Source organism: Kitasatospora sp. NPDC085879 (assembly GCF_040686255.1).
Lineage (GTDB): Bacteria > Actinomycetota > Actinomycetes > Streptomycetales > Streptomycetaceae > Kitasatospora.
The window spans coordinates 51,124-73,635 of sequence record NZ_JBFBJZ010000023.1 but is presented as its reverse complement, the minus strand read 5'-3'; the positions used below and the strand labels follow the sequence as shown (position 1 = coordinate 73,635).

The following is a 22,512-nucleotide window of genomic DNA, read 5'->3' as shown; positions in this document are numbered from 1 at the left end:
CCTGGAACACCCGATGCGGCACAGTGATCCCATGAAGGCGCAGACGGGGACAGACCATCGCCCGCCGTCCGGGGCGGTCCGCCGGCGGCCCGTCCAGCAGCGCAGCCAGGAACGGTACGAGCGACTCTTGGACGCCTGCGCGGGCCTGCTGGACGAGGTCGGCCCGACCGCGCTGACGACCAAGGAGGTCGCCCACCGGGCGCAGGTGCCGATCGGCACGCTGTACCAGTTCTTCTCGGGCAAGGAGAGCCTGTTGGGCGCGCTCGCCGAGCGGAACCTGGAGAGCTTCCTCGCCCGGCTGGCCGTCCGGATCGAGGCGGCGGAACCGGTCGGCATCCCCGGTTTCGTCGACCTGGCGGTGGACGAGTTCGTCGCCATGAAGCGCAGCGTGGCCGGGTTCGGGCACCTGGATTTCGGGCTGGTCGGCTCCGTGCCCGGCGATCTGCGGGACGACCAGCACCTGCTCGACCGCGACCTGGACAACAACGCGGCGGTGGCGGAGCGGATCGGTGCCCTCGGTGGCGAGTTGTTCGCCTACCCGGGCTTCGCGCTGGCCCTGCGGGTGGCGCTGGAGTGCGCGGACGCCGTCCTCAAGTTGGCGTTCCGGCTGGACCCGCAGGGCGATCCGGCGCTGATCGCCGAGTGCAAGCGGTTGCTGCGCGGCTACCTGGCGGAGCGCCCGGCGGCCTGAAGTCCCGGACGGAAAGGCGGATGCCCACCTCCGGTGAGGTGGGCATCCGCTGCCAGGTCTTCGCCGTCAGGAGGCGAAGGCCTGGAGTTCGGAGACCTGGCCGGCGGGCCAGGCGGTGTTGCCGGTGACGGTGATCCGCAGGTAGCGGGTCGAGTTGGCCGGCAGGTTGATGGTCACCGTGTTGCCGGTGGCCGGGTCGAAGGTGTAGCCGGCCGAGCCCACCAGGGTGGTGAACGAGGAGCCGTCGGTGGACCCGGAGGCCGACAGCGTCTGCGTCCGGGCGTTCCACGCCGAGGCCGGCGGCAGCTTCAGCACCGCCTTGCCGAGGCTCACCGCACAGCCCAGGTCGACCTGCACCCACTGCGGGAAGGCGTTGTTGGCACTCTCCCAGTACGAGTTCGCGTCGCCGTCCACCGCGTTGCCCGCACCGTAGGACTGGTTGGTGCCGGAGGCGGTGGCCGGGCGGCCCTGGGCGATGTTGCCCGTGCCGGTCGGGCAGGTCGGCGACGGCGAGGAGGAGGGGCTGGGCGACGGCGAGGAGGAGGACTGCGACGGGCTGGGCGAGGGGCTGGAGGTGCCCGGGTCGGAGGGCACGCCGTTGTACGTCCAGACCGGGTTCGGCCAGGTGCCGGTGCAGGTGGAGCCGGTGAGGCCGGAGTTGCCGCCGCCGTCGGTGATGACGAAGCCGGTGCCCACGCAGTTGTGGATCGGTGTGGCGGACTGCGCGATGTTGGTGGCCTTCACGTTGGTGAACGTCAGGGTGGCGTTGGCCTGCGCCTGGACGGCGTAGGTGCCGGCGCCGTTGATGTTCACATTGGTGAAGTTGATGCCGTTGGCCGCGCCCTCGATGGTCTGGATGGCCTCGTACGAGCTGTCCAGGATGTCGGTGTCGGTGATGTTGATCGTCGCGCCGCTGATCGGCTCGTTGAGTCCGCTGAACCAGACCGCGCCGACGCCGAAGTTCCAGTTGTAGTCGCTGTTGCCGGTGCGGATCAGGGTGTTGCGCGCTGCGGTGATGGTGCCCGCGACGGCGGTGCCGCTGCCGGAGTTCACGCCCGGGTAGCGGTTGGCGATGTGCAGGCCGCCGCCGTTGGTGATGGTGTCCGACATGACGTTGTCGGAGATGGTGAAGTCGCGGCCGCCGTAGGTGACGATGTTGTTGGCCAGGATCGGCAGCACCACGGTGTTGTGGGTGAAGCTGTCGTTGGTGTTCGGCTTGTCCTGCGGCCAGGACGCGAGGCCGTCGTCGCCGGTGTTGCGGACGAAGGTGTTGGTGACGGTCGAGTTGGTGACGCCGGTGTGGAAGTTCACGCCGTCGGCGGTCTGGTCGAGGATGCGGCTGTTCTTGATGGTGAGGCGGTCCATCGGACCGTCCATCCAGGCGCCCACCTTGGCGTGCTGCAGCCACAGGTTGTCGACGGTGGAGTTGGACATCGCGCCGCCGAGGGCGTTGACCTGGTCCTCGTCGACCCGCTCGCGGATGTCGCCGATGATCGCGAAGTCCTTGAGGGTGACGTCGGAGCTGCCGCCCTGGTTGGCCCACTTGCCGTAGATGCCCGCCGCGTTGGCACGGTTGATCGGGTCGCGTCCGCCGAGCACCGAGTACCACGGCCCGGCGCCGACCAGGGTCACCTTGTCGACGATCACGTGGCTGTACAGGGTGAAGGTGCCCTGCGGGATGTAGACGGTCCTGCCCTGCGCCGCGCCCGCGTTGACCGCGGCCTGGAACTTGGCGGTGGAGTCGGTGGCGCCGGTCGGGTCGGCCCCGAAGTCGGCGACCACGTCGAGGGCGCCGGCCGGCCTGGCGATCGGCGCGGCGACGTTCTCGAAGTCCGCCAGATCGATGGTGAAGGTGGGCGACTGCGCGGTGGAGGCGACCTGCAGACGGATCTTGGTGCCGGCCGGGTAGCTCTGGCCGAGCAGGGTGCGGGTCTCGTCGTAGAAGTGGTGCGGGTTGGTGTCGCCCGGGTTGTTGTTGAACGGGTAACCACCGTAGTACCAGCTGTACCTCGAGGTGACGGGGACGCTCTTCAGCTTCGCGCCGTCGACCAGCAGGTCGATCGAGGCGTCGCGGCCCTTGCCGTCCGGGGAGTCCGGCAGGCTGTACCGGAAGTCGATCGAGTTGGCCGCCTGCGGCAGCGTGAACTCGACGTACTGGCCGGTCCCACTGAGGGTGACGGCCTGGCGGCCGGACGCCTCGGACGGCAGCGCGCCGTACTTGCGGTCCGGGCCGATCACGGTGCCGTTGGTGGCGGCGTACTCCGCCTCCTGCTCGACGAACGGCACGGTCGCTCCGCGGCCCGGGACGTTCAGCGGGGAGAGGGCGGGCACGCCCGCGGCGTGCGCGGCGCCCGCGTTCGCCAGGACGGCGGTCAGCAGGCCGACGGTGCCGAGGGCGGTCGCTGTCAGGGCGGCGACGGTGCGCTTTCCGTGCCGGGTGGGGAGTGGTTGCTGCATCTGCGGCTGCACATCCTTGCCGATGGTGGGGGTGCTCCGGATGGAGGGCAAGTGCCCGACTGCCGCACCGCACTGACGCCGCGTCGAACCCGCGCCGGGGCGGCCCGCGACTTCCGCCGGGCGTGGCGAGACTACGAGCAGCGGATGCACGAAGTCCATACCAGTGCGCAAAAACCCGATCGAAGTCTGCAATTTAAATGCTGTAGATCGGCAAGGATGCGATCAGTGCCCGGACGTGGGGAGTTGGGACCGGGCCGCCCCCATTGCGGGCGGTGAAACCGCGCCGCAGAGTGGAAGCACAGTTCAGTGCCGAGAGTCACCGAGGAGCATGATCATGCAAGCCACCGTAGGCGACCAGCTCCACATCCACAGCCGGTCCGTCGGCATGGTGGACCGCAAGGGCGAGATCATCGAGGTCCGCGGCACCGACGGCGAGCCCCCGTACCTGGTCCGCTTCGAGGACGGCCACGACGGGCTGGTGTACCCCGGGCCCGACTGCGTCATCGAGCACCAGCAGGAACGCCGCTGACGGTTGCCCGCGCCGCCGCTGCCGGGCCCGCTGGCCCACCTGGCCCCACTGCTGGACGACTACGGCTATCTGGCAGTGGGCCTGCTCGTGCTGCTCGACAACTGCGGCATCCCGGTGCCCGGCCAGACCGTCCTGGTGCTGGCCGCCGTCTACGCGGGCACCGGCCGGATGTCCATCGCGGTCGTGGTCGCGGTGGCGTTCACCGCCGCTGTGGTCGGCAACTCCCTCGGCTACCTGATCGGCCGCACCGGCGGCCACGCCTTCGTCCACCGCTGGGGCCGGTACGTCGCGCTCACCCCGGCCCGGATGGCCAAAGCCGACGGCTTCTTCCGGCGCAACGGCGTCAAGGTCGTCGTCGTCGCCCGGTTCATCGACGTACTGCGCCAGACCAACGGCATCATCGCCGGCACCACCGACATGGCCTGGCGGCGCTTCCTGCCCGCCAACATCGTCGGCGCCGCGCTCTGGGTCGGCGTCTGGGCCGCCCTCGGCTACGCCCTCGGCACCGACATCGGCGCCCTCTACGAACGGGCGGTGCGCTACCAGGTCTACCTGCTGGTCGCGGCCGGCCTGCTGGCGGCCGGATTCGGCCTGCGGGCCTACCTGCGGCGGCGTCGGAAGCGCCGGACCGATGGCGGCGGTGACACCGGGGCACCCACGGAGAACGGCCCGGCGAGGAGCGGACCGGCGGGCAACGGCCCCGCGATGGACGGCCCGGCGAAGAGCGGCCTTGCGGTGGACGGCCCGGCGAAGAGCGGCGCGGCCGAGGAGGCGCCCGGTGAGGAGGCTCCCGCGGAGGACCGGGACCCGCCCCCGCGCGACACGCGAGGGGGCGGGTCCGGCGCGGGCGGGCCGGGGCCGGACGGTCAGCCGAGCAGGATGACCTCGAACGGCGAGGCGTAGCGGGTGCCGAGCCGCTCGCCGGCCATCGCCCCGAAGGTTTCGAGGGTGCCGCGGGCGTCGGCCATGTCGCCGCCCAGCCCGTCCAGGTAGGCCCGGTGGGCCTCCAGCGAGGCCACGCCGCGTTCGAAGTGGTCGGTGGTGTCGACGGCGTGGCCGGAGTCCGGGGAGGCCGCGGCCCACAGCTGCCGGACGCCGTTCCACGGCTCGTGGCCCTCGTCCAGCAGGTCGCGGAAGACCCAGCGGTTACCGGCGTCCCGGACGGCGTCCAGGGTGGCCCGGCCGACCGCGATGTGGTCCGCCTGGTTGGGCCACGTCCCGCCGTACGTCTCGCGGAAGTTGGTGGTGATCACGATGTCCGGGCGGTGCCGGCGGATCGTCCGGGCGATGTCCTTGCGCAGCGGCAGCCCGTACTCGACGACGCCGTCGGGGTGGCCGAGGAACTCCACCACGTCGACGCCGACGAGTTCGGCGGAGGCGATCTGCTCCTCCTCGCGGACACGGCGGCAGGTCTCCGGGTCCATCGAGTCGATGCCGGCCTCGCCGCTGGTGGCCATCACGTAGACGACCTTCTTGCCCTGGGAGGTCCAGCGGGCGACGGCCGCGGCCGCGCCGTACTCCATGTCGTCGGGGTGCGCGACGACGGCGAGGGCGGTGCGCCAGTCCTCGGTGACCGGCCGGTACGGGGGTGGTGCCTGGTCCGTCATGGTCAGTCGGCGCTCCTGATCGAGTAGTTGAAGTCGGTGTGACCGAAGTGGCCCATCAGCCTGAGCCAGAACGGCATCAGCATCTCGGTGCCACGGGCCGCACTGATCCCGCCGAGGTCGATGATCTGCTCCCCGGGCCAGCCGAACTGCTCCAACACGCCGCGGACCAGGGTCTTCGCCTCCGAGTCCTCGCCGGCGATGAAGAGCTGGTGCGGCCCGGGCACCCGGCCCGGGTCCACCATCAGCGGGGCGGACAGCGTGTTCAGCGCCTTCACCACCCGCGTCTCGGGGAACTCGCGCTGGATCTGCTCGCCGACGCTGTCGGTGTTGACCGGCTCCAGGCTGACCTCGCCGGTGGCCGAGAACACCAGCGCGTTGGAGACGTCGATCAGCACCTTGCCGGCGAGCCGTTCGGCGCCGGCCAGGCGCAGCGCCCGGAGCGAGACCGTGCCCGCCGTGGCGTTGACCAGTACCTCACCGAATTCGGCGGCGTCGGCGAAGGTGCCGGCGTGGCCGCTCGGGCCGGACTGCTCGGCCCAGGAGACGGCCGCCGGATTGTCCTTGGTGCGCGAGCCGAGGGTGACCTCGTGGCCCAGCGCGACGAGTTTGGCCGCCAGGGTGCGGCCGACAGTGCCCGTGCCGATGATCCCGAATCGCATCGCAAGTCTCCCGTGTGAGGGGTCCCGTTCAGGGGTCGCTTCGTTGGCTGAGGACGCAGAACTCATTGCCTTCCGGGTCTGCGAGGACGACCCAGGACGCCCCGTCCTGGCCGACGTCGGCGCGGCGGGCGCCGTGGGCGATCAGGCGGTCGACCTCGGCCGCCTGGTCGTCCGGCCGGAAGTCCAGGTGGAGGCGGTTCTTGATCTGCTTGCGCTCGGGCACCGGGACGAAGAGCAGACCGGGCAGCCGGTCCGCGGACAGGCGGATCTCGAACTCGTCCGGTGCGTCGTGGACCACCGTCCAGCCGAGGGCGGACGCCCACCAGCGGCCGAGCGCCACCGGGTCGGCGGAGTCGACGACGACCTGCTCCCACTCCAGTGCCATGCCCGCACCATAGTCCACCCGAGCTGACGGGGCATCACCACCCGCCGTCCGCCGGGTGAGGCTGCGACCAGCGGTGACGCAGCCGGTCCGCCTCGTCACGCAGAGCCTCCAACAGGGCCCGGGCGTTGGCCGATCCGCCGGCGCGCAGGACGGCGACGCCGATCCGCCGGACCAGCTGCGGGCCGTCGACGGCCCGCACCGCGAGGTCCTCGCGGTGCGGGCCGAGGCCGAGCCGCGGCAGCAGCGCCACGCCGACGCCGGCCGCGACGAAGCCCTGCAGCACGCCGTAGTCGTCGGTGCGCAGCACCGGGACGGGTTCGAAGCCCTGGTCCGCGCAGGCCCGGAAGAGCACCCGGTCGACCTGGTCGGACTCGCTGAGGCCGAGGATCCAGCCCTCGCCGCGCAGCGCCGCCAGCGGGACGCGCTCGCGGGCCGCCTGCGGGTGGTCGGCGGGCAGCACCAGCAGCAGCGGGTCCTCCAGCAGCGGGTGGACGACGAACTCCTCGCCGAGGTCGAGGCCGCCGTCCGGCCGGGAGTAGACCAGGGCGACCTGCAGCTGCCGGCTGCGCAGCCCGGCCAGCAGGGCGGGCAGCTCGCCCTCGGTCAGCGCGATGTGCACGCCGGCGCGGTGCAGGGTGCGGACCGCCGGGGGCAGCAGCAGGGCGCCCGCGGTCGGGAAGGTGCCGACCCGGAGGGTGGCGGCGCCGTGCTCGACCAGGTCGGCGATCTCCCGATCGGCGACCTTGATCCGGTCGAGCACGGCCTCGGCGTGCGGGAGGAGGGCGAGGCCGGCCTCGGTGAGGACGGCGCCGCGGGCGCCGCGGTGGACCAGCGGGGTGCGGAAGTGCGCCTCCAGGGTGGCCAGGTGGTGGCTGACCGTGGGCTGGCTGTGCCGCAGGGCGCGGCCGGCGGCGGCCAGCGATCCCTCGCGGGCGATGGCGCGGAGCACCTGGAGGTGCCGGAGATCGAGCACGGGTGGGGCCTCGGCTGTCGGTGGTCCGGTCGACGGCCCGGGGCGGCGGCCATCGATGTTTTCTGGAGATGTCCAGAAAAGTACCGGGTTCCTCGATGGGCGGCGCGGTGCGACGGTCGGGGGGTGAGCACCACGACCCTCTCCTCCCCCGTCCCCGCCCTCGCCGACCCGGCCCAGCTGCGCGCCCCGTACGCCGAGGCGGTGCGCGCGAGCGCGGACCGCGACTGGCTGCGGCTCAACGTGCCCGGGCACGCCGCCGACCCGGACCGGTTCGCCGGACTGGCCGGCCATGTCGGCGAGGACGTCCTGCGGCGCGACCTGCCGCCGCTGCTGGAGGGCATCGACCTGGGCCCGGACAGCCCGATGGAGCAGGCCCTGCGGCTCGCGGCCCACGCCTGGGGCGCCCGGCGGACCTGGTTCCTCACCAACGGCGCCTCGCAGGGCAACCGGATCGCCGCCCTGGTCGCGCAGGCCCTCGGGCGGACCCTGGTCGTCCAGCGCAGCGTGCACTCCAGCGTGGTGGACGGCCTGGTGCTGTCCGGCCTGGGCGCGGCCTTCGTCCGGCCCACCGTGGACGGGCGGACGGGCATCGCGCACGGCGTCACGGCCGGCGACCTGGCGGTCGCACTCGCCCGGCACCCGGAGGCCGCGGCCGCGTACGTGGTCACCCCCAGCTACTTCGGCGCGGTCGCCGACGTGGCCGCGCTCGCCCGGGTCGCGCACGCCGCCGGGGTGCCGCTGATCGTCGACGAGGCCTGGGGCTCGCACTTCGGCTTCCACCCGGAGCTGCCCGCGAACGCGCTCGCGCACGGCGCCGACCTGGTGGTCTCCAGCACGCACAAGCTCGGCGGGGCGCTGACCCAGGCCGCCATGCTGCACCTCGGCGAGGGCCCGTTCGCGGACCGGCTGGAGCCGCTCGTCGAGCGGGTCTTCCACCTCACCCAGTCGACCAGTGCCAGCGCCCTGCTGCTCGCCTCGCTGGACGAGGCCCGGCGGACGCTGGTCGGCGGGCAGCGGCAGATCGCGGAGTCGCTGGCGGCGGCGGACGCGGTGCGGGCCGCGGTGCGGGCCGGCGGGCGGTTCGCCGTGGTCAGCGACGGCTTCGCCCGGTTCCGGGACATCGTCGCGGCGGACCCGCTGCGGGTGTCGGTGGACGTCCGGGCGGGTGGCATCACCGGGCACGAGGCCCGGCGGCGGCTGATGCAGGAGCACGGGGTGCTGGTGGAGGTCGCCACCGACGCGGCCGTGGTCGCGGTGGTCGGGGCCGGTGCCGGTCCGGAGGCGGAGCGGTTCGCGGCGGCCCTGCACGCGCTGCCGGTGGTGCCCGGGGTCTCGGCGGACTCCCTCGCGCTGGAGCTCCCCGCGCCGGGGCAGGTCCGGATGACCCCGCGGGAGGCGTTCCTGGCGCCCGGGCGGCTCGTCCCCGCGGCGCGGGCCGTCGGCCGGGTGTCCGCCGACACGCTCTCCGCCTACCCGCCGGGCATACCGAACGTGCTGCCCGGCGAGGAGATCACCGCCGAACTGGTCGACTTCCTCCAGCGGGTCGCCGCCGCCCCGACCGGCCACGTCCGCGGAGCCGCCGACCCGGCCGTCGCAACCCTGCGGGTCGTCGCGGACCGGTAGGACCTGTCCGGCGGATCCCGACGGCCCGCATCGCACGAGCCCGCGTCCGCACGGGCCTGGGCGGTCGTCCTACTCGGGGCCGATGGCGTCCGCCACGGTGGTCTCGGACGCTGCCGTCGGTGTGCGGAGGGTCCGGCGGACGGCGTCGCGGAGCCAGCGGTGGGCGCCGTCGGCCGTGTGTCGGGGGTGCCAGGCCATGCCGATGGTCAGTGGTGGCAGTGCCAGGGGGATGTCGAGGAGGTGGAGTCCGAGGGCGCCGGCGTCGTGGGTGAGGGGCGAGGGGGCGGCGCCGGGGGGTGCGGCGGGTACGAGGCAGACGATGTCGCTGCGGGCGGCGAGGGTCATCGCGGCCAGGTGGCTGGGGAGGACGACGCTGACCCGCCGGTGGAGGTTCTGCTCGGCCAGGGCGGTGTCGAGGGGGCCGCTGAACCGGCCGCGGCGGCTGACCGCGACGTGCGGGGCGGCAGCGAGCCGGGCCGGGGTCAGCGGCCCTTCGGTGAGCGGATGGCCGGGCCGGACGGCCGCGACCATGCGGAGGCTGACCAGTTCTTCGATCTGGGTCTCGGGGTCCGCGTGGTCGATGGATCCGATCTCCAGATCGATCCGGCCGTCGCGCAGCGCCGGTCCGGCCTCCAGTTCTTCGGCCCGGATCCGGAACGAGACCCCCGGCGCCTCCCGCTGGGCCAAGTGCAGCAGGCCGGGGGCCAGTGCCGCGCCGACCAGGTCGGCGGCTTGGAGGGTGAAGGTGCCGCTGAGGCGGGCGGGGTCGACGCTCGCGCCGGGGCTGAGCAGCGCCGAGAGGCTGCGTACCACCGTGGCGGCTTCCTCGCGCAGGGCCTGCGCGCGCGGGGTGGGAACCATGGTCTGTCCGGCCCGGACCAGGAGGGGGTCCTGGAGGATGCGGCGCAGACGAGCGAGGGTGCGGCTCATGGCGGCGGGCGAGGTGTGCAGACGTGCGGCGGCGCGGGTCACGCTGTGCTCGGCCAGCAGCGCGTCCAGCGCGATGGCGAGGTTGGCGTCGACGACCGGATCGGGGCTGTTCACCAGCATCATTCCATTTCGAGCAATGATTCCGTGCTGAGGTTCCCATTGTGGCAGCACGGAGGTCCTCCGCAGGATGAGGGACGTACCGAACCAGTACGACCTGCGAGGTTTTCATGATCGTCCTCACCGCTCCCACCGGGAACATCGGCCGGCACCTGCTCCCCCGGCTCCTGGAGTCCGCTCCCGCCGCGGGCGAGGAGCTGCGCGTGATCGTGCGCGATCCCGCCCGGCTCCCGGACGCGGCGCGCGGCCGCGTCGAGGTGGTCACCGGCTCGCACGCGGAAGCCGAGGTCCTCGACCGGGCCTTCGAGGGTGCGGACGCCGTCTTCTGGCTCGTCCCCCCGGACGCCTCCCTGACCCCGTACGACACGTACAGCGGTTTCACCCTCCCCGCCGTCAGGGCGCTCGCCGCCCACGGCGTCGGCCATGTCGTCGGCGTCTCCGCGCTCGGCCGGACGGCCGCCGGGAACGCGTGGACGCCTTCACGACCCGGGTCCTGCCGGCCATCCAGGCCAGGACCACCGGCGTCCGGTCACGCTTCTACGACACGGAGTTCTACTCCGCGCGCGTCACCGACGTCTGGGTGTGGGAGGCCGACGACCACCACGCCTACCGGCTCCTCATCGACGCACTGCGCGAAACCCCGTTCTGGGACCGCTACTTCGACGTCGTCGACCTCCTCGTCGGCACCGAGAACGGCTACGCGCGAACCTACGGCCTCGACACCGTCGCCACCATCACCACCTGACACACCGCCCACGCGCGCAACCGGGCCGATGCCTTCCGGCCGGTGACGGCCGGAAGGCATCGGCTTCGGCTCCCGTCAGGTCCTGGCGCCTCACGTGCCCGGGAGGTCGCGGGCGGTGCGCAGGGGTGACCGGCAGATCGGCAGCCAGACCAGCGCCAGTCCGGTCGCACCGACCCAGAGGCCGGCCCGTTCGGAGAGGAGGGAGCCCAGCAGGCCCGCCAGGGCGCCGCCGACGGTGAGGGCGCCGGTGAGGATGACCCGCATGGTGGCGTTCATCCGGCCGAGCAGCTCGTCGGGGGTGACGTGCTGGCGGAAGCTGACCTTGATCACGTTGTCGATGCCGACCTTGAGCGTGGTCACCAGCCAGGCCCCGGCCGCCCACCAGAGCGCCGGCCCCCGGTCGACCAGCGCGACGCCGATGCCGACCGGCGCCACCGCGAGCCCCATCAGCCAGAGCAGTCGGCCGGCCCCGAGCCGGCGGGCCAGCGGGCGGGCGAGCAGGGAGCCGAGGAGGACGCCGACGCCGCCGACCGCGAAGAAGAGGCCGGTGGCGGCGTCCGGCAGCCCCAGTGTCCGGGCGAAGACCAGCGGCAGCACGGTCTGGCAGAGCTGGATGGACACGTTGGTGAGGGCGCCGGCGAAGGCGATCGGCCGCAGGACGGGGTGGGCGAGCACGAAGCGCAGTCCGTCCCGGATCTCCCCGGCGAGCCGGCGGCCCCGGGGGCCCGTCCGGGCGGGGGCAGGTTCGGGGCGCGGGATCCGCCGCAGCAGCCAGGCGGATCCGAGGCAGCCGGCCGCGTCCACGAGCAGCGTCACGGGGGCGGTGAGCAGGCCGACCAGGAGGCCGCCGGCGCTCCGTCCGCCGATCTGGGCGACGGCATCGACGGTCACCAGGTGGGCGTTGGCCCGGGTGAGGCCGGCGCGGCCGACCACGGCCGGCAGGTGGCTCTGTGCCGCGATGTCGAAGAACACGGTGGCCGTGCCCGCCAGCAGTGACACCGCGCAGAGCTGGGCGAAGGTCAGGCATCCGAGCGTCCAGGCCGCCGGGACGGAGACGTACAGCAGCGCCCGCGCGACATCCGCGGCGATCATGACGGGCCGCTTGCGGAGCCGGTCCACCCAGGCCCCGGCGGGCAGGCCGACGAACAGGAAGGCGGCCGTCTGCAGTGCGGCCAGCAGTCCGACCTGCCAGGCGGGGCTGTGCAGGGCGAGGACGGCGGTGAGCGGCACGGCCAGGCTGCCGACCGCACTGCCGGCCTTGCCGGCGGCGGCCGCGGCGAGCAGCAACCGGTAGGCGCGGTCGGGCCCTTCGGCGGCATACGGGGCGGGAACGGGCGGCGACGCCGATGTGTGAGTGGTGGTCATGGCGTCAGACCATGGCGGCCGGCGGTCCGTCGCGGCCATGGATTCAGCGTGGGCTAAATTCGGGACGGCCCCGAGCGGCCGCCGGCGGACGACTGCGGAGGGCGAAGTGCCGATACTGGACCTGGAGTTCACCACCCGCGACCTGGCGCGGACCCGGTTCGCGATCTCCCCGCTGTGGGAGGTGGTGGCCGCCGTCCGCGTCCTGAAGCGACCCGAGGGGCATCCGCTGTACCTGCCGTGGAGCGGGCCGGCGCGGGAGCGGCTGACCGCCGCCGGGCTGGACTGGGGGCTGCTCGCCGACCTCGTCCCGGAGCTGCCACGAACCATCCCGGTCTTCGTCGCGCCGCCGCCGACCACCTCGGTGCCCGATCTGCGGGTGGAACTCGACGCGCTGCGGGCCACCGCGCCGGAGTCGGTCCGGGCCGGTCTGAGCGGCCCCCGCGCACCGCATTCCGAGCGGGTCGCCGCCCTGTGGGCGGACCCGGTCCGCGGGCTGGCCGAACTCGCCGACACCGTCGAGGCGTTCTGGGCCGTCGCGCTCGCACCGCTGTGGCCCCGGCTGCGGGCGCTGCTGGAGGGGGACGTGCTGCACCGGGCCCGGACGCTGGCCCGGTCGGGCGCCCAGGCCCTTCTCAACGACCTGGGCTCCCAGGTCGGTTGGGAGGGCGAGACGCTCAGCATCGGGCACCGGTACGCGCGCGGCGGCCGGCGACTGGGCGGGCAGGGGCTGCTGTTGGTGCCCTCGGCGTTCGTCTGGCCCACGGTGTTCTCGGTGACCGGCCCGGGTTGGCAGCCGACGCTGCGGTATCCGCCGCGCGGGGTCGCCACCTTGTGGGAGCGGCGCGAGCGGGAGCCGTCGCGCGCGCTGGCGGCCGTCCTCGGACGGACCCGGGCGCTGCTGCTGGCCGAACTGGACGAGCCGGCCTCGACCGGTGAACTCGCCCGCCGTACGGGGGTCACGCCGGGCGGTGTCTCGCAGCACCTGGGCGCGCTGCGCGAGGCCGGGCTGCTCGACGCGCACCGGGTCGGGCGCCAGGTGCTGTACGTCCGGACGGAGGCCGCCGAGGTCCTCCTCAGGGCGGCGGGCTCGTAAGGGAGCCGGCCGGCGGACCCGTGGGGGCTCCGCCGGCCGGCCGGCCGTTCGCGTCCGGCTACTCGACGGTGACGGACTTGGCGAGGTTGCGCGGCTTGTCGACGTCGCGGCCGAGGGCGACGGCGGCGTGGTAGGCCAGCAGCTGCAGCGGGATGTTGAGGAGCAGCGGGTCGAGTTCGGGCTCGCTCTTGGGGACCAGGATGCAGTGGTCGGCGAGCCTGGTCTCGGGGGTGCGGTGGGCGATCGCGAGGACGCGGCCGGAGCGGGCCTTGATCTCGCCGAGGGTGGTGAGGTTCTTGTCGAGGAGCTCGTCGTCGGGGACGAGGGCGACGGTGGGGATTTCGGGGCTGATCAGCGCGAGCGGGCCGTGCTTGAGCTCGCTGGCGGGGTACGCCTCGGCGTGGACGTAGCTGATCTCCTTGAGCTTCTGGGCGCCCTCGCGGGCGACCGGGTAGCCGCGGACCCGGCCGATGAACATCATCCCGGCATTGTTGGCGTACTCGGCGGCGAGCTTGGCGATCTCGTCCTGCTGGTCGAGGATCTGCCGGATGTGGTCGGGCAGGGCCTTGAGGGCGCTGACGATGCGGCGGCCGTCGGCGGGCGAGAGGTCGTGGATGCGGCCGAAGTTCAGGGCGAGCAGTGCGAAGGCGATCACCGTGGAGGTGAAGGCCTTGGTGGAGGCGACCGAGATCTCCGGGCCGGCGTGCAGGTAGATGCCGCCGTCGCACTCGCGGGCGATGGCGCTGCCGACGGTGTTGACGACGCCGAGGACGCGGCCGCCCTTGCGCTTGATCTCCTGGACGGCGGCGAGGGTGTCGTAGGTCTCGCCGGACTGGCTGACCGCGACGTACAGGGTGTCGGCCTCGATGACGGGGTTGCGGTAGCGGAACTCGGAGGCGGGCTCGCTGTGGGCGGGGATGCGGGCCAGTTCCTCGATCAGCTGGGCGCCCATCTCGCCCGCGTAGTAGGCGGATCCGCAGCCGAGGATCTTCACCCGGCGGATCTCGCGGAGCTCGCGGGCGTCGAGGTTGAGGCCGCCGAGGTGGGCGGTGGCGAAGCGCTCGTCGAGCCGGCCGGAGAGGGTGCGCTCGACGGCGCCGGGCTGCTCGTGGATCTCCTTGAGCAGGTAGTGCTCGTAGCCGCCGGTGTCGTAGGAGCCGACCTCCCAGTCGACGGTGGACGGCTGGCGGGTGACGGTGCGGGCGTCCTCGGTGAAGGTGCGGAAGCCGTCGGCGCGGACGACGGCGAGCTCGCCGTCCTCGAGGTGGACGACCTGGCGGGTGTAGCGGACGAGGGCGGCGACGTCGGAGGCGGCGAACATCTCCTTCTCGCCGAGGCCGAGCACGATCGGGCTGCCGTTGCGGGCGACGACGATGCGGTCGGGCTGGCGGGCGTCGACGACGGCGATGCCGTAGGTGCCGACGACGTGCTTGAGGGCGGCGCGGACGGCGTCCTCAAGCTCGGTCTCCTCGCCGGTGTGCGCGGCGATCAGGTGGGAGAGGACCTCGGTGTCGGTCTCCGAGGAGAAGACGGCGCCCTCGGCGGTGAGCTTGGCGCGCAGTTCGTCGGCGTTCTCGATGATGCCGTTGTGCACGACGGCGATGTGCTCGGCGTTGTCGACGTGCGGGTGGGCGTTGGCGTCGCTGGGGATGCCGTGGGTGGCCCAGCGGGTGTGGCCGATGCCGGTGGTCCCCTTGAAGCGGGCGGGGACGGCGGCGGCGAGGTCGGCGACCCGGCCCTTCGTCTTGCAGACCTTGAGCGTGCCGGTCTTGCCGGTGACGGCGACGCCGGCCGAGTCGTAGCCGCGGTACTCCAGTCGCTGCAGGCCCTCCAGCAGGAAGGCGGTGGCGTCCTTGGGGCCGATGTAGGCCACGATTCCGCACATGGTGGGACTCCTTCGGTTCGGCGGTCGGGCGGCTCACCCGTACACGATGCGACGCAGCTGCCGGGTGGACAGCTCAGGCGCCGCGACACGCCGGGACGCCAGTTCGGCGCCGAGGCGGGCGAAGATCATTTCGTTGGTCAGGCCGCGTGCCTGCAGCTCACCGTGGCGGCGGCGGACGTACTCCTCGGTGGTCTCGGAGAAGTACGCGACCACCTCGGCGACGACTCGCGCGGCCTCGCCCGGCCCCAGCGGGGTGGTGCGGGTGAGGTGGGCGAGGAGGTCCTCATGAGGGTGGGGTGAGGCGGGCACGGTCGAGGAGCCTATGCGCCCGACCGCCGAATACCCAAGAATCCTGCCCGAAATCGGGCAGGCATTCCGACGTTCGACGCCCTCGAACACTCTTGCGGCGTCCGAACCCGACCGCGTAGCGTCATGGTCCGCATACGCAAAGACATCGTCGGAGGCCGGCATGTGCGGGATCGCGGGATGGGTGGCGTTCGACCGGGACCTCACCCGGGAGCGTGCGGTACTGGAGGCGATGACCGCCACCATGGTCTGCCGCGGCCCGGACGGCGGGGGGCTGCACCTCGCCCGGCACGCCGCGCTCGGCCACCGACGGCTCGCCGTGATCGACCCGCCCGGCGGCGCGCAGCCGATGGCCGTCGAGGAGGACGGCCACGCCCCTGCCGTCCTCAGCTACAGCGGCGAGGTCTTCAACCACCGCGAGCTGCGCGCCGAACTGGAGCGGGCCGGCCACCGCTTCCGCACCCGCAGCGACACCGAGGTGGTGCTCCGCGCCTACCTGCAGTGGGGCGAGCGCTTCGCCGACCGGCTGAACGGCATGTACGCCTTCGCCCTCTGGGACGCCCGGAGCGAGGAGCTGCTGCTGGTCCGCGACCGGATGGGCGTCAAACCGCTGCACTACCACCGCACCGCCGACGGCGTGCTCTTCGGGTCCGAGCCCAAGGCGCTGTTCGCCCACCCGTCGCTGCGCCCCGAGGTCGACCTGGACGGGCTGCGCGAGCTGCTCAGCACCGCGCGGACACCCGGGCACGCCGTCTACCGGGGCCTCGCGGAGGTCCGGCCCGGCCATGTCGTCACCGTCGGCCGGGCCGGGCTCACCACCCGCCGGTACTGGGCGCTGGAGGCCCGCGAGCACACCGACGACGGCCCGGCCACCGCCGCGGCCGTCCGCGACCTGCTGGCGGACACCGTGCGGCGTCAGCTCGACGCCGACGTACCGCTCTGCGCCCTGCTCTCCGGCGGGCTCGACTCCAGTGCGATCACCGCGCTCGCCGCCGCCGAGCTGCACGCGCGCGACGACGGCCCGATCCGCAGCTTCGCGGTCGACTACACCGGGCAGAGCGAGCGATTCCGGCCGGACGCCATGCGCGGCACCCCCGACGGCCCGTACGCCCGGCTGGTCGCCGAGCACGTCGGCGCCGACCACCGCACGGTCGAGCTGGACAGCGACGCGCTCAGCGACCCGGCGCACCGGGCCGCCGTGCTGCGCGCCCGCGACCTGCCGTGGGAGTTCGGCGACATGGACACCTCGATGCTGCTGCTCTTCCGCGCGGTGCGCCGGGAGTCCACGGTGGCGCTCTCCGGCGAGGCCGCGGACGAGCTGTTCGGCGGCTATCCGTGGTTCCACGACCCGGCGCTGATCGCCGCCGAGACCTTCCCCTGGGCGGCCCTGCTGTCCCGGACGGCCGGCCTCGGCGCCGGCCCCCGGGAGGGGCTGCTCGGCCGGGACCTGCTCGCCAAGCTGGACCTGGACGCCTACCGGGCCGACCGCTACCGCGAGGCGCTGACCGCCGTGCCGCACCTGCCCGGCACCGACCCGGTGGAGCGCCGGATGCGCGAGCTCACCCACCTCAGCCTGACCCGCTTCGTCCGCATCCTGCTGGACCGCAAGGACCGCCTGTCGATGGCCTGCGGCCTGGAGGTGCGGGTGCCGTTCTGCGACCACCGGCTGGTCCAGTACGTCTTCAACACGCCGTGGCGGATCAAGTCCGCCGACGGCCGGGAGAAGAGCCTGCTGCGGGCCGCCGTCCGCGACCTGCTGCCGGCCGCGGTCGCCGACCGGGCGAAGAGCCCCTACCCGTCGATCCAGGACCTGCGCTACCCGCGCGCCCTGCAGGCCTCCCTCGGTCGGCTCGCCGCCGACCGGGACGCGCCCGCCGCGGCCCTGCTCGACCGCCGGGCCGTCGCCGACGCGCTCGCCCCCGGCGCCGACCCCCAGTACGCCCGGGCCGCCACCGAGGTGGTGCTCGGCATCGACGACTGGCTGCGAACGTACGCCGTGTCACTCGTGATGTGAGACGGTGGAGCTGAGGTGTCGGCAGGGGGGCCTGTTGCGCCGTCCGGGGGAATCGCCTCCCCCGACGGTGCCGACACTTCGCCGTTCGGCGGCGGCCGATCCGTGCAATCGGTGCCGCCGGAGCCAGGATGGGTGTGCCGCCCGTCCGTCGTCGACCACCGGGGGAATCAGCACCATGCATCCGCGGATCTTCGCGATCGTCACCGCAGTCCTGCTCGGCGTGCTCGGCATCGGCGCGGTCACGGTGACCCGCTGGACGCCCGACACGGCACCGGTCGCGGCCGGCGTGCCCGCCACCACCCAGGCCGCCCCCGGCGGGGCGGCCTCCGCCTCGGCGCCCCCGACCGGCGACCCGGCCGTGTGGACCCGCTCCACCCTGCGGAACAAGCTGATGGCGGAGATGGACGCCAGCGACCCCGGTGTGGCGCTCGCCGACCTCGACAAGATCAGCAAGGCGAAGCCGTACACCGTGCGGTTCTGCCACCCGATCGCGCACGAGCTCGGCCACGCCGCGGTGAAGCGGTACCACGAGGACTTCCAGAAGGTGATCTCCTTCCCGCACGAGACCTGCGCCGCGGGCTACCTGCACGGCGCGGTCGAGGAGATGCTCGCGGCGTCCAAGAACCCGCAGCAGGACATCCTCACGCTGTGCGCGCCCGCCAACACCGGGCCGTGCATCCACGGCGTCGGCCACGGGATCATGTTCGTCACCAAGCAGGACATCCCGTCCGCCCGCGACCTGTGCAACAAGTTCCCCACCACCAACCGGCGGATCACCTGCTCCGAGGGCGTGTTCATGCAGCTCTTCGCGCCCGACGAGGAGGACGAGAAGGCCAAGGCCAACCTGCCCGCCGACAAGCTCGCCGCCGACCCGCTCTACCCCTGCCCCGAGCAGCCCAGCCTCTTCCAGTCCGCCTGCTTCTTCTACGCGCCGACCTTCTACCTCAGCTCGCACGACTACGCCAACCATCCCGAGGCCTTCGCCGGCGCCCTCAAGTGGTGCCTGAACGCACAGGCCAGCGGCGGCGCCAACGACTGCAGCCGCGGGGTCGGCTCGCGCACCATGAAGTACAACCTGGACCGTGCCGACTGGGCCGCCCAGCAGTGCGCCACCGCCGCCGACGCCTGGCAGCGCAAGGCCTGCGCGCAGGGCCTGCTCAGCTACTGGACGGTCAACTACACCGAGTCCGGAGCCGCCGCCAAGCTCTGCTCGCAGATCACCGACAAGGAGATCGCCGGCTACTGCCGCTCCGCGGGCGGCCTGTCGAACACCCTGGACTAGACCCTTGCGGTAAGGAGCGTACGATCGGCACGCGGGTGCGCCGAGGAAGCCGCGCCATGGCTTCCCCCACCCACGTCCGCTGGAGCGCACCCCACCATGACCTCCGAAGACTTCCGCAGCGCGGCGCACGCCGCGGCCGACCTGGTCGCCGACTACCTGGAGGGCCTGCCCGGCCGGCCGGTCTGGCGGCCGATGGCCGACGCCGACCGGCAGGCCCTGCTCGACCTGCCGCTGCCCGAGGCCGGCACGGGGCTGGACGGGCTGCTCAAGACCGTCGCCGAGCAGGTCATGACGGCGCCCATGGGCAACGGCAACCCGCGGTTCTTCGGCTGGGTGAACTCCGCCCCGCAGCCGGCCGGCGTGCTCGCCACCCTGGCCGCCTCGGCGATGAACCCCAGCTCGGCCGGTGGCGACCACGCCGACGTCCACCTGGAGCGCACCGTGGTCCGCTGGATCGCCGAACTGGTCGGCTTCCCGCACCCGCCCGGCGGCGGCCTGCTCACCTCCGGCACCTCGATGGCCACCATCGTCTGCCTGGCCGCCGCCCGGAACCGGGCCGCGCTGCGCGCCGGCGTGGACGTCCGCGAGGACGGCCTGGCCGCGCTGCCCCCGCTGGTCGGCTACGTCACCGGCGAGACCCACTCCTGCGTGCGCAAGGCCGCCGAGCTGCTCGGCCTCGGCAGCCGCCACCTGCGCACCGTCGCCACCGATGCCGAGGGCCGGCTGGACACCGCCGCCCTGGAGCGCGCGATCGCCGACGACCGGGCCGCCGGACGGCTGCCGTTCCTGGTGGTCGCCTCGGCCGGGACCGTCGGCACCGGCGCGGTGGACGCCTTCGAGCCGATCGCCGACCTCGCCGAGCGCGAGGGCCTCTGGCTGCACGTCGACGGCGCGTACGGCGCCTTCGGCGTGCTCGACCCGGCCATCGCGCACCGCTACGCGGGCATGGACCGCGCCGACTCGCTCGCCCTCGACCCGCACAAGTGGCTCGGCGTGCCGGTGGACTGCGGCTGCGCGCTCGTCCGGGACACCGAGGCGCTGCGCGGCACCTTCAGCCTCGTCCCCTCCTACCTGCGCGACGAGGCGGCCGGTTCGCTCGGCTGGTTCTCCGAGTACGGCACCGAGCAGACCCGGCCGTTCCGCTCGCTCAAGGTGTGGGCGTCGATCGCGCACCGCGGCCGGGCCGGCGTCGCCGCGGACATCGCGCACACCACCGCGCTGGCCCGCCGGCTCGGCGAGCTCGTCGCGGCCCACCCGGAGCTGGAGCTGCTCGCCCCGGTGGAGACCTCGATCGTCGCCTTCCGGTACCGGCCGGCCGGGGCGGGCGAGGAGGACCTCGACCGGCTCAACCGCGAGCTGCCCGCGGCCGTCCAGCTGCGCGGCCGGGTGTTCGTCACCGGCGCCGTGCTCGGCGGCCGGGAGATGCTCCGCGCCTGCCTGCTCAACGCCACCACGACCGAGGACGACATCCGCCTGCTCGTGGACGAAGTACTGGCCGCGGGCGCCGGGCTGACGAGCCGTCCGGACACCGAGCGACCCGCCTGACGTGCCTCGATCATTCCGGCGCGGCGGCCGCGGAGACATTTACCGACAGGTCACGGGGGATTCGTGATCGTGAAACACCGACGCGACACGATACGTGCATGGACACTCGTGAACCCGTCACCGCACACGCCCCCTCGCGCGCCGAGCGGCGCGCCGTCCGGACCCACCGCTGGCGCAGAGAGACCGTCGAACTGGCAGCCGTCTTCCTCGCCGTGGCCACCGCCGACCTCGTCGCCAACGTGGTCGTGCACGGCCACGACGGGCCCGTGCTGCTCGCGGTGTCGGCCGTCGCCCTGCTCGCCACGGCCCTCTTCCACGGCTGGTGGGCGCACCGGCGGCCGCACGGGCCGCCCGTGCCGGACACCCATGCGCCGCCCGGGGAGGCCGCGGTGAGCGGCCCCCTGGACGAGCTGGAGGACACCGTGCTGTGGCGGGTCCGCACCACCGTCGAGGACGCCCCCGGCAGCCTGGCGCGGGTCTGCGCGGCGCTGGCCGCGCACCGGGTCAACATCGTGTCGATGCAGTCGCACCCACTGGCCGCCGGCGCCGTCGACGAGTTCTTCCTGCGCGCCCCGGCCGCGCTGGACCGGGCCGCGCTGACCGCCGCCGTCGCGGCGGCCGGCGGCACGGACATCTGGACCGACCGAGCCGACGCGCACGAGCTGGTCGACGCCCCCACGCACGTGCTCGCCCTGGCCACCCGGACGGCCCTGGACGCCGCCGAGCTGCCCGTCGCGCTGCGGCAGCTGTTCGGCCGGTGCACGATCCGGCAGTACCCGGACCGCGGCCGGTCCACCCCGGCCGGGGTGGACGGCCACACCATGCGGCTGCCCGTCCCCGGTGGCGACCTGATCGAGCTCACCCGGCCGCACCTGCCGTTCACCCCGACCGAGTTCGCCCGCGGCCAGGCCCTGGTCGAGCTCGACAGCCTGCTCGGGCCCCGGGTGCCCAAGGTCGAGGCGCGGCTCGCCCGTCCGACCGGCGCCGACCTCACCGTCCGCCGCGCCGAGCCCGGCGACAAGGAGGCCGCGCTGGAGATGCACCGGCGCTGCTCCCCCGACACCCTGCGCAAGCGCTACCACGGGCCGGTCAAGGACGCCGACCGCTACCTGGCCCACCTGCTCGACCCCCGGCACGGGCAGACCCTCGCGGTCGAGGCCGCCGACCGGCGGATCGTCGCCCTCGCCCACCTGATGTGGGACGACGAGGGCGCCGAGGTGGCCCTGCTCGTCGAGGACGACTGGCAGCGCCAGGGCCTGGGCGTGGACCTGCTGCGCCGGATGGCCGCACTCGCCCTGGAGGCCGGGGTGGCGACCGTCTACGCGGTCACCCACTCCTCCAACACCGGGCTGATCTCCACCATGCGCAAGCTGTCGGCGCCGCTCGACTACCAGGTCGAGGACGGCACCCTGGTGATCACCGCCCACCTGGCGGAGGCGGCCGACAAGCTGCCCACGCCCTGGCCGACCCGCCCGCGCCGCTGAGGCGCCGGCTCCCAGCGCGCACCCGCACCGCACCGCACACTCTCACCGCACACCCGCACCACGCTCCGGCCCGGCCGCACCTCGCGGCCGGGCCGGAGTGCCGTCCGCTGCGCCGAATGGAGGGGCGCAGACGGGACGAGACCCCGAGAGCCCCCCGACACCCCCTCAGGCCCGATATATCCCTTTCCAGTGACTTATCGTAATTTCCGGAAAGGGGATCGAGCCGTGGCACACGTCGATGCCGTCGTCACAGGCGCCGGAGGCTTCATCGCCACGCCGACCTCCCGGATCGGGCGTCTCCTGCGCTGCAACATGTACGCGAACCGGGTGGGCGCGATCGTCGACCGGGCCCTCGCGCTCGCCACCGCCTGGAACTACCGCTACCACCCCACGTCGGCCTGGCAGAAGCTCCGCCCGTCGTCGGTCTTCATCGTCGCCCAGCAGCCGGGATGACCACCGGGGTCCGGGGGCCGAAGGTCCGCCGGGCGGGCACGCGACGGCCCGCGCCCCGGGCGGACACCGCGCGCCGCTTCCGCCCTGCCGGACGGCCGATCGCACACGACCGTCCGGGGGCTCCGATGGTGCGCGGCCGCGGCCGCGGCATTGCGGCCCGTCGGTGACCGGTCATCACGTCCGGGTCGGCCAACAGTGCCGCTGCGCCGCCCTGCGCGGCCGGAACCGGACGGCTGCCGAGGCCCCTTCGGGGCCCGTCCCGGCAGGCCGCGCAGGGTCCTGGGCTCTGAGCCGGCCGCCGGAGTGGGTAGGCTGACCCACGTCCCCGCCGTCCGACGGTCCTCGCACGACCCGGGCGGCGCCGCAGCA

At 73.6% G+C, this 22,512-nt stretch carries 19 protein-coding genes and 2 pseudogenes; 12 read left to right on the top strand and 9 right to left on the bottom strand.

Annotated features, from left to right (window positions below; all coding sequences use genetic code 11):
* Positions 1 to 31 precede the first annotated feature (31 nt).
* Positions 32 to 691, top strand: a complete 660-nt coding sequence (locus AB0P35_RS19325; protein ID WP_363512039.1) for a TetR/AcrR family transcriptional regulator — start codon at positions 32 to 34, stop codon at positions 689 to 691.
* A 66-nt stretch (positions 692 to 757) separates the two neighbouring features.
* Here AB0P35_RS19325 and AB0P35_RS19320 read toward each other — a convergent pair whose 3' ends face one another.
* Positions 758 to 3,148, bottom strand: a complete 2,391-nt coding sequence (locus tag AB0P35_RS19320; protein ID WP_363512037.1) for a discoidin domain-containing protein — start codon at positions 3,146 to 3,148, stop codon at positions 758 to 760.
* A 334-nt stretch (positions 3,149 to 3,482) separates the two neighbouring features.
* Here AB0P35_RS19320 and AB0P35_RS19315 point away from each other — a divergent pair, with 334 nt between their 5' ends.
* Positions 3,483 to 3,677, top strand: coding sequence for a DUF1918 domain-containing protein (locus AB0P35_RS19315; RefSeq protein ID WP_095877200.1), 195 nt, complete (start codon positions 3,483 to 3,485; stop codon positions 3,675 to 3,677).
* Positions 3,678 to 3,680: 3 nt separating this feature from the next.
* On the top strand, positions 3,681 to 4,580 hold the full coding sequence (locus tag AB0P35_RS19310; protein WP_363512035.1) for a DedA family protein: 900 nt from the start codon (positions 3,681 to 3,683) through the stop codon (positions 4,578 to 4,580).
* On the opposite strand, the gene AB0P35_RS19305 is transcribed toward AB0P35_RS19310, so the two are convergent.
* The 4 genes from AB0P35_RS19305 to AB0P35_RS19290 are packed head-to-tail and all read right to left on the bottom strand — an operon-like array spanning position 4,544 to position 7,301.
* Positions 4,544 to 5,284 carry a PIG-L deacetylase family protein gene (locus AB0P35_RS19305; protein WP_363512033.1) on the bottom strand — a complete coding sequence of 247 codons (741 nt, stop codon included), beginning with the start codon at positions 5,282 to 5,284 and terminating at the stop codon, positions 4,544 to 4,546. The genes AB0P35_RS19310 and AB0P35_RS19305 overlap by 37 nt on opposite strands.
* 2 nt (positions 5,285 to 5,286) lie before the next feature.
* A complete protein-coding gene (locus tag AB0P35_RS19300; protein WP_363512031.1) occupies positions 5,287 to 5,943 on the bottom strand; it encodes an NAD(P)-binding domain-containing protein in 657 nt (218 codons plus the stop codon).
* Between the two features lie 28 nt (positions 5,944 to 5,971).
* The gene (locus AB0P35_RS19295; protein WP_363512029.1) at positions 5,972 to 6,328 is read right to left on the bottom strand and encodes a VOC family protein; all 357 of its coding nucleotides are present in this window, start codon (positions 6,326 to 6,328) and stop codon (positions 5,972 to 5,974) included.
* 34 nt (positions 6,329 to 6,362) lie between these two features.
* Positions 6,363 to 7,301, bottom strand: coding sequence for a LysR substrate-binding domain-containing protein (locus AB0P35_RS19290; protein WP_363512027.1), 939 nt, complete (start codon positions 7,299 to 7,301; stop codon positions 6,363 to 6,365).
* 123 nt (positions 7,302 to 7,424) lie between these two features.
* Here AB0P35_RS19290 and AB0P35_RS19285 point away from each other — a divergent pair, with 123 nt between their 5' ends.
* Positions 7,425 to 8,924, top strand: a complete 1,500-nt coding sequence (locus tag AB0P35_RS19285) for an amino acid decarboxylase (RefSeq protein WP_363512025.1) — start codon at positions 7,425 to 7,427, stop codon at positions 8,922 to 8,924.
* A 69-nt stretch (positions 8,925 to 8,993) separates the two neighbouring features.
* On the opposite strand, the gene AB0P35_RS19280 is transcribed toward AB0P35_RS19285, so the two are convergent.
* Positions 8,994 to 9,977, bottom strand: coding sequence for a LysR family transcriptional regulator (locus AB0P35_RS19280; RefSeq protein ID WP_363512023.1), 984 nt, complete (start codon positions 9,975 to 9,977; stop codon positions 8,994 to 8,996).
* 104 nt (positions 9,978 to 10,081) lie between these two features.
* Here AB0P35_RS19280 and AB0P35_RS19275 point away from each other — a divergent pair.
* Both AB0P35_RS19275 and AB0P35_RS19270 read left to right on the top strand, forming a co-directional pair.
* A pseudogene (locus AB0P35_RS19275) lies at positions 10,082 to 10,423 on the top strand (NAD(P)H-binding protein); the annotation flags it as partial.
* Positions 10,424 to 10,434: 11 nt separating this feature from the next.
* Positions 10,435 to 10,716 (top strand): annotated as a pseudogene (locus AB0P35_RS19270) (darcynin family protein); the annotation flags it as partial.
* A gap of 90 nt (positions 10,717 to 10,806) precedes the next feature.
* On the opposite strand, the gene AB0P35_RS19265 reads toward AB0P35_RS19270, so the two are convergent.
* The gene (locus AB0P35_RS19265; protein ID WP_363512021.1) at positions 10,807 to 12,081 is read right to left on the bottom strand and encodes an MFS transporter; all 1,275 of its coding nucleotides are present in this window, start codon (positions 12,079 to 12,081) and stop codon (positions 10,807 to 10,809) included.
* 106 nt (positions 12,082 to 12,187) lie between these two features.
* Between AB0P35_RS19265 and AB0P35_RS19260 the strand changes: the two genes are divergently transcribed.
* Complete coding sequence (locus AB0P35_RS19260) at positions 12,188 to 13,174, top strand: DUF5937 family protein (RefSeq protein WP_363512019.1); 987 nt, start codon at positions 12,188 to 12,190, stop codon at positions 13,172 to 13,174.
* A 58-nt stretch (positions 13,175 to 13,232) separates the two neighbouring features.
* Here the strand turns inward: AB0P35_RS19260 and glmS are convergent, their stop codons facing one another.
* A complete protein-coding gene (gene glmS, locus AB0P35_RS19255; RefSeq protein ID WP_363512017.1) occupies positions 13,233 to 15,059 on the bottom strand; it encodes a glutamine--fructose-6-phosphate transaminase (isomerizing) in 1,827 nt (608 codons plus the stop codon).
* A gap of 33 nt (positions 15,060 to 15,092) precedes the next feature.
* Positions 15,093 to 15,368 carry a hypothetical protein gene (locus tag AB0P35_RS19250; RefSeq protein ID WP_095876273.1) on the bottom strand — a complete coding sequence of 92 codons (276 nt, stop codon included), beginning with the start codon at positions 15,366 to 15,368 and terminating at the stop codon, positions 15,093 to 15,095.
* A 160-nt stretch (positions 15,369 to 15,528) separates the two neighbouring features.
* Between AB0P35_RS19250 and asnB the strand changes: the two genes are divergently transcribed.
* The 5 genes from asnB (at position 15,529) to AB0P35_RS19225 (ending at position 22,143) form a co-directional block, all read left to right on the top strand.
* Positions 15,529 to 17,379: an asparagine synthase (glutamine-hydrolyzing) gene (gene asnB / locus AB0P35_RS19245; protein WP_363512015.1), complete on the top strand. Its 1,851-nt coding sequence runs from the start codon at positions 15,529 to 15,531 to the stop codon at positions 17,377 to 17,379.
* A 175-nt stretch (positions 17,380 to 17,554) separates the two neighbouring features.
* Positions 17,555 to 18,661 carry a hypothetical protein gene (locus AB0P35_RS19240; protein WP_363512013.1) on the top strand — a complete coding sequence of 369 codons (1,107 nt, stop codon included), beginning with the start codon at positions 17,555 to 17,557 and terminating at the stop codon, positions 18,659 to 18,661.
* 96 nt (positions 18,662 to 18,757) lie between these two features.
* Entirely contained in the window at positions 18,758 to 20,206 is a 1,449-nt protein-coding gene (locus AB0P35_RS19235; RefSeq protein ID WP_363512011.1) for an aminotransferase class V-fold PLP-dependent enzyme, read from the top strand.
* Between the two features lie 98 nt (positions 20,207 to 20,304).
* On the top strand, positions 20,305 to 21,690 hold the full coding sequence (locus AB0P35_RS19230) for a GNAT family N-acetyltransferase (RefSeq protein ID WP_363512009.1): 1,386 nt from the start codon (positions 20,305 to 20,307) through the stop codon (positions 21,688 to 21,690).
* Between the two features lie 225 nt (positions 21,691 to 21,915).
* Positions 21,916 to 22,143 (top strand): hypothetical protein, encoded by a 228-nt coding sequence (locus AB0P35_RS19225; RefSeq protein WP_363512007.1) that lies wholly within the window; start codon positions 21,916 to 21,918, stop codon positions 22,141 to 22,143.
* The last annotated feature ends 369 nt before the right edge of the window (positions 22,144 to 22,512 follow it).

Coding starts and splice junctions, on each gene's coding strand:
- AB0P35_RS19325 (WP_363512039.1), top strand. CDS start 32: ATGAAGGCGCAGACGGGGACAGACCATCGCCCGCCGTCCGGGGCGGTC.
- AB0P35_RS19320 (WP_363512037.1), bottom strand. CDS start 3,148: ATGCAGCAACCACTCCCCACCCGGCACGGAAAGCGCACCGTCGCCGCC.
- AB0P35_RS19315 (WP_095877200.1), top strand. CDS start 3,483: ATGCAAGCCACCGTAGGCGACCAGCTCCACATCCACAGCCGGTCCGTC.
- AB0P35_RS19305 (WP_363512033.1), bottom strand. CDS start 5,284: ATGACGGACCAGGCACCACCCCCGTACCGGCCGGTCACCGAGGACTGG.
- AB0P35_RS19300 (WP_363512031.1), bottom strand. CDS start 5,943: ATGCGATTCGGGATCATCGGCACGGGCACTGTCGGCCGCACCCTGGCG.
- AB0P35_RS19295 (WP_363512029.1), bottom strand. CDS start 6,328: ATGGCACTGGAGTGGGAGCAGGTCGTCGTCGACTCCGCCGACCCGGTG.
- AB0P35_RS19280 (WP_363512023.1), bottom strand. CDS start 9,977: ATGATGCTGGTGAACAGCCCCGATCCGGTCGTCGACGCCAACCTCGCC.
- AB0P35_RS19265 (WP_363512021.1), bottom strand. CDS start 12,081: ATGACCACCACTCACACATCGGCGTCGCCGCCCGTTCCCGCCCCGTAT.
- glmS (WP_363512017.1), bottom strand. CDS start 15,059: ATGTGCGGAATCGTGGCCTACATCGGCCCCAAGGACGCCACCGCCTTC.
- asnB (WP_363512015.1), top strand. CDS start 15,529: ATGTGCGGGATCGCGGGATGGGTGGCGTTCGACCGGGACCTCACCCGG.
- AB0P35_RS19240 (WP_363512013.1), top strand. CDS start 17,555: ATGCATCCGCGGATCTTCGCGATCGTCACCGCAGTCCTGCTCGGCGTG.
- AB0P35_RS19235 (WP_363512011.1), top strand. CDS start 18,758: ATGACCTCCGAAGACTTCCGCAGCGCGGCGCACGCCGCGGCCGACCTG.
- AB0P35_RS19230 (WP_363512009.1), top strand. CDS start 20,305: ATGGACACTCGTGAACCCGTCACCGCACACGCCCCCTCGCGCGCCGAG.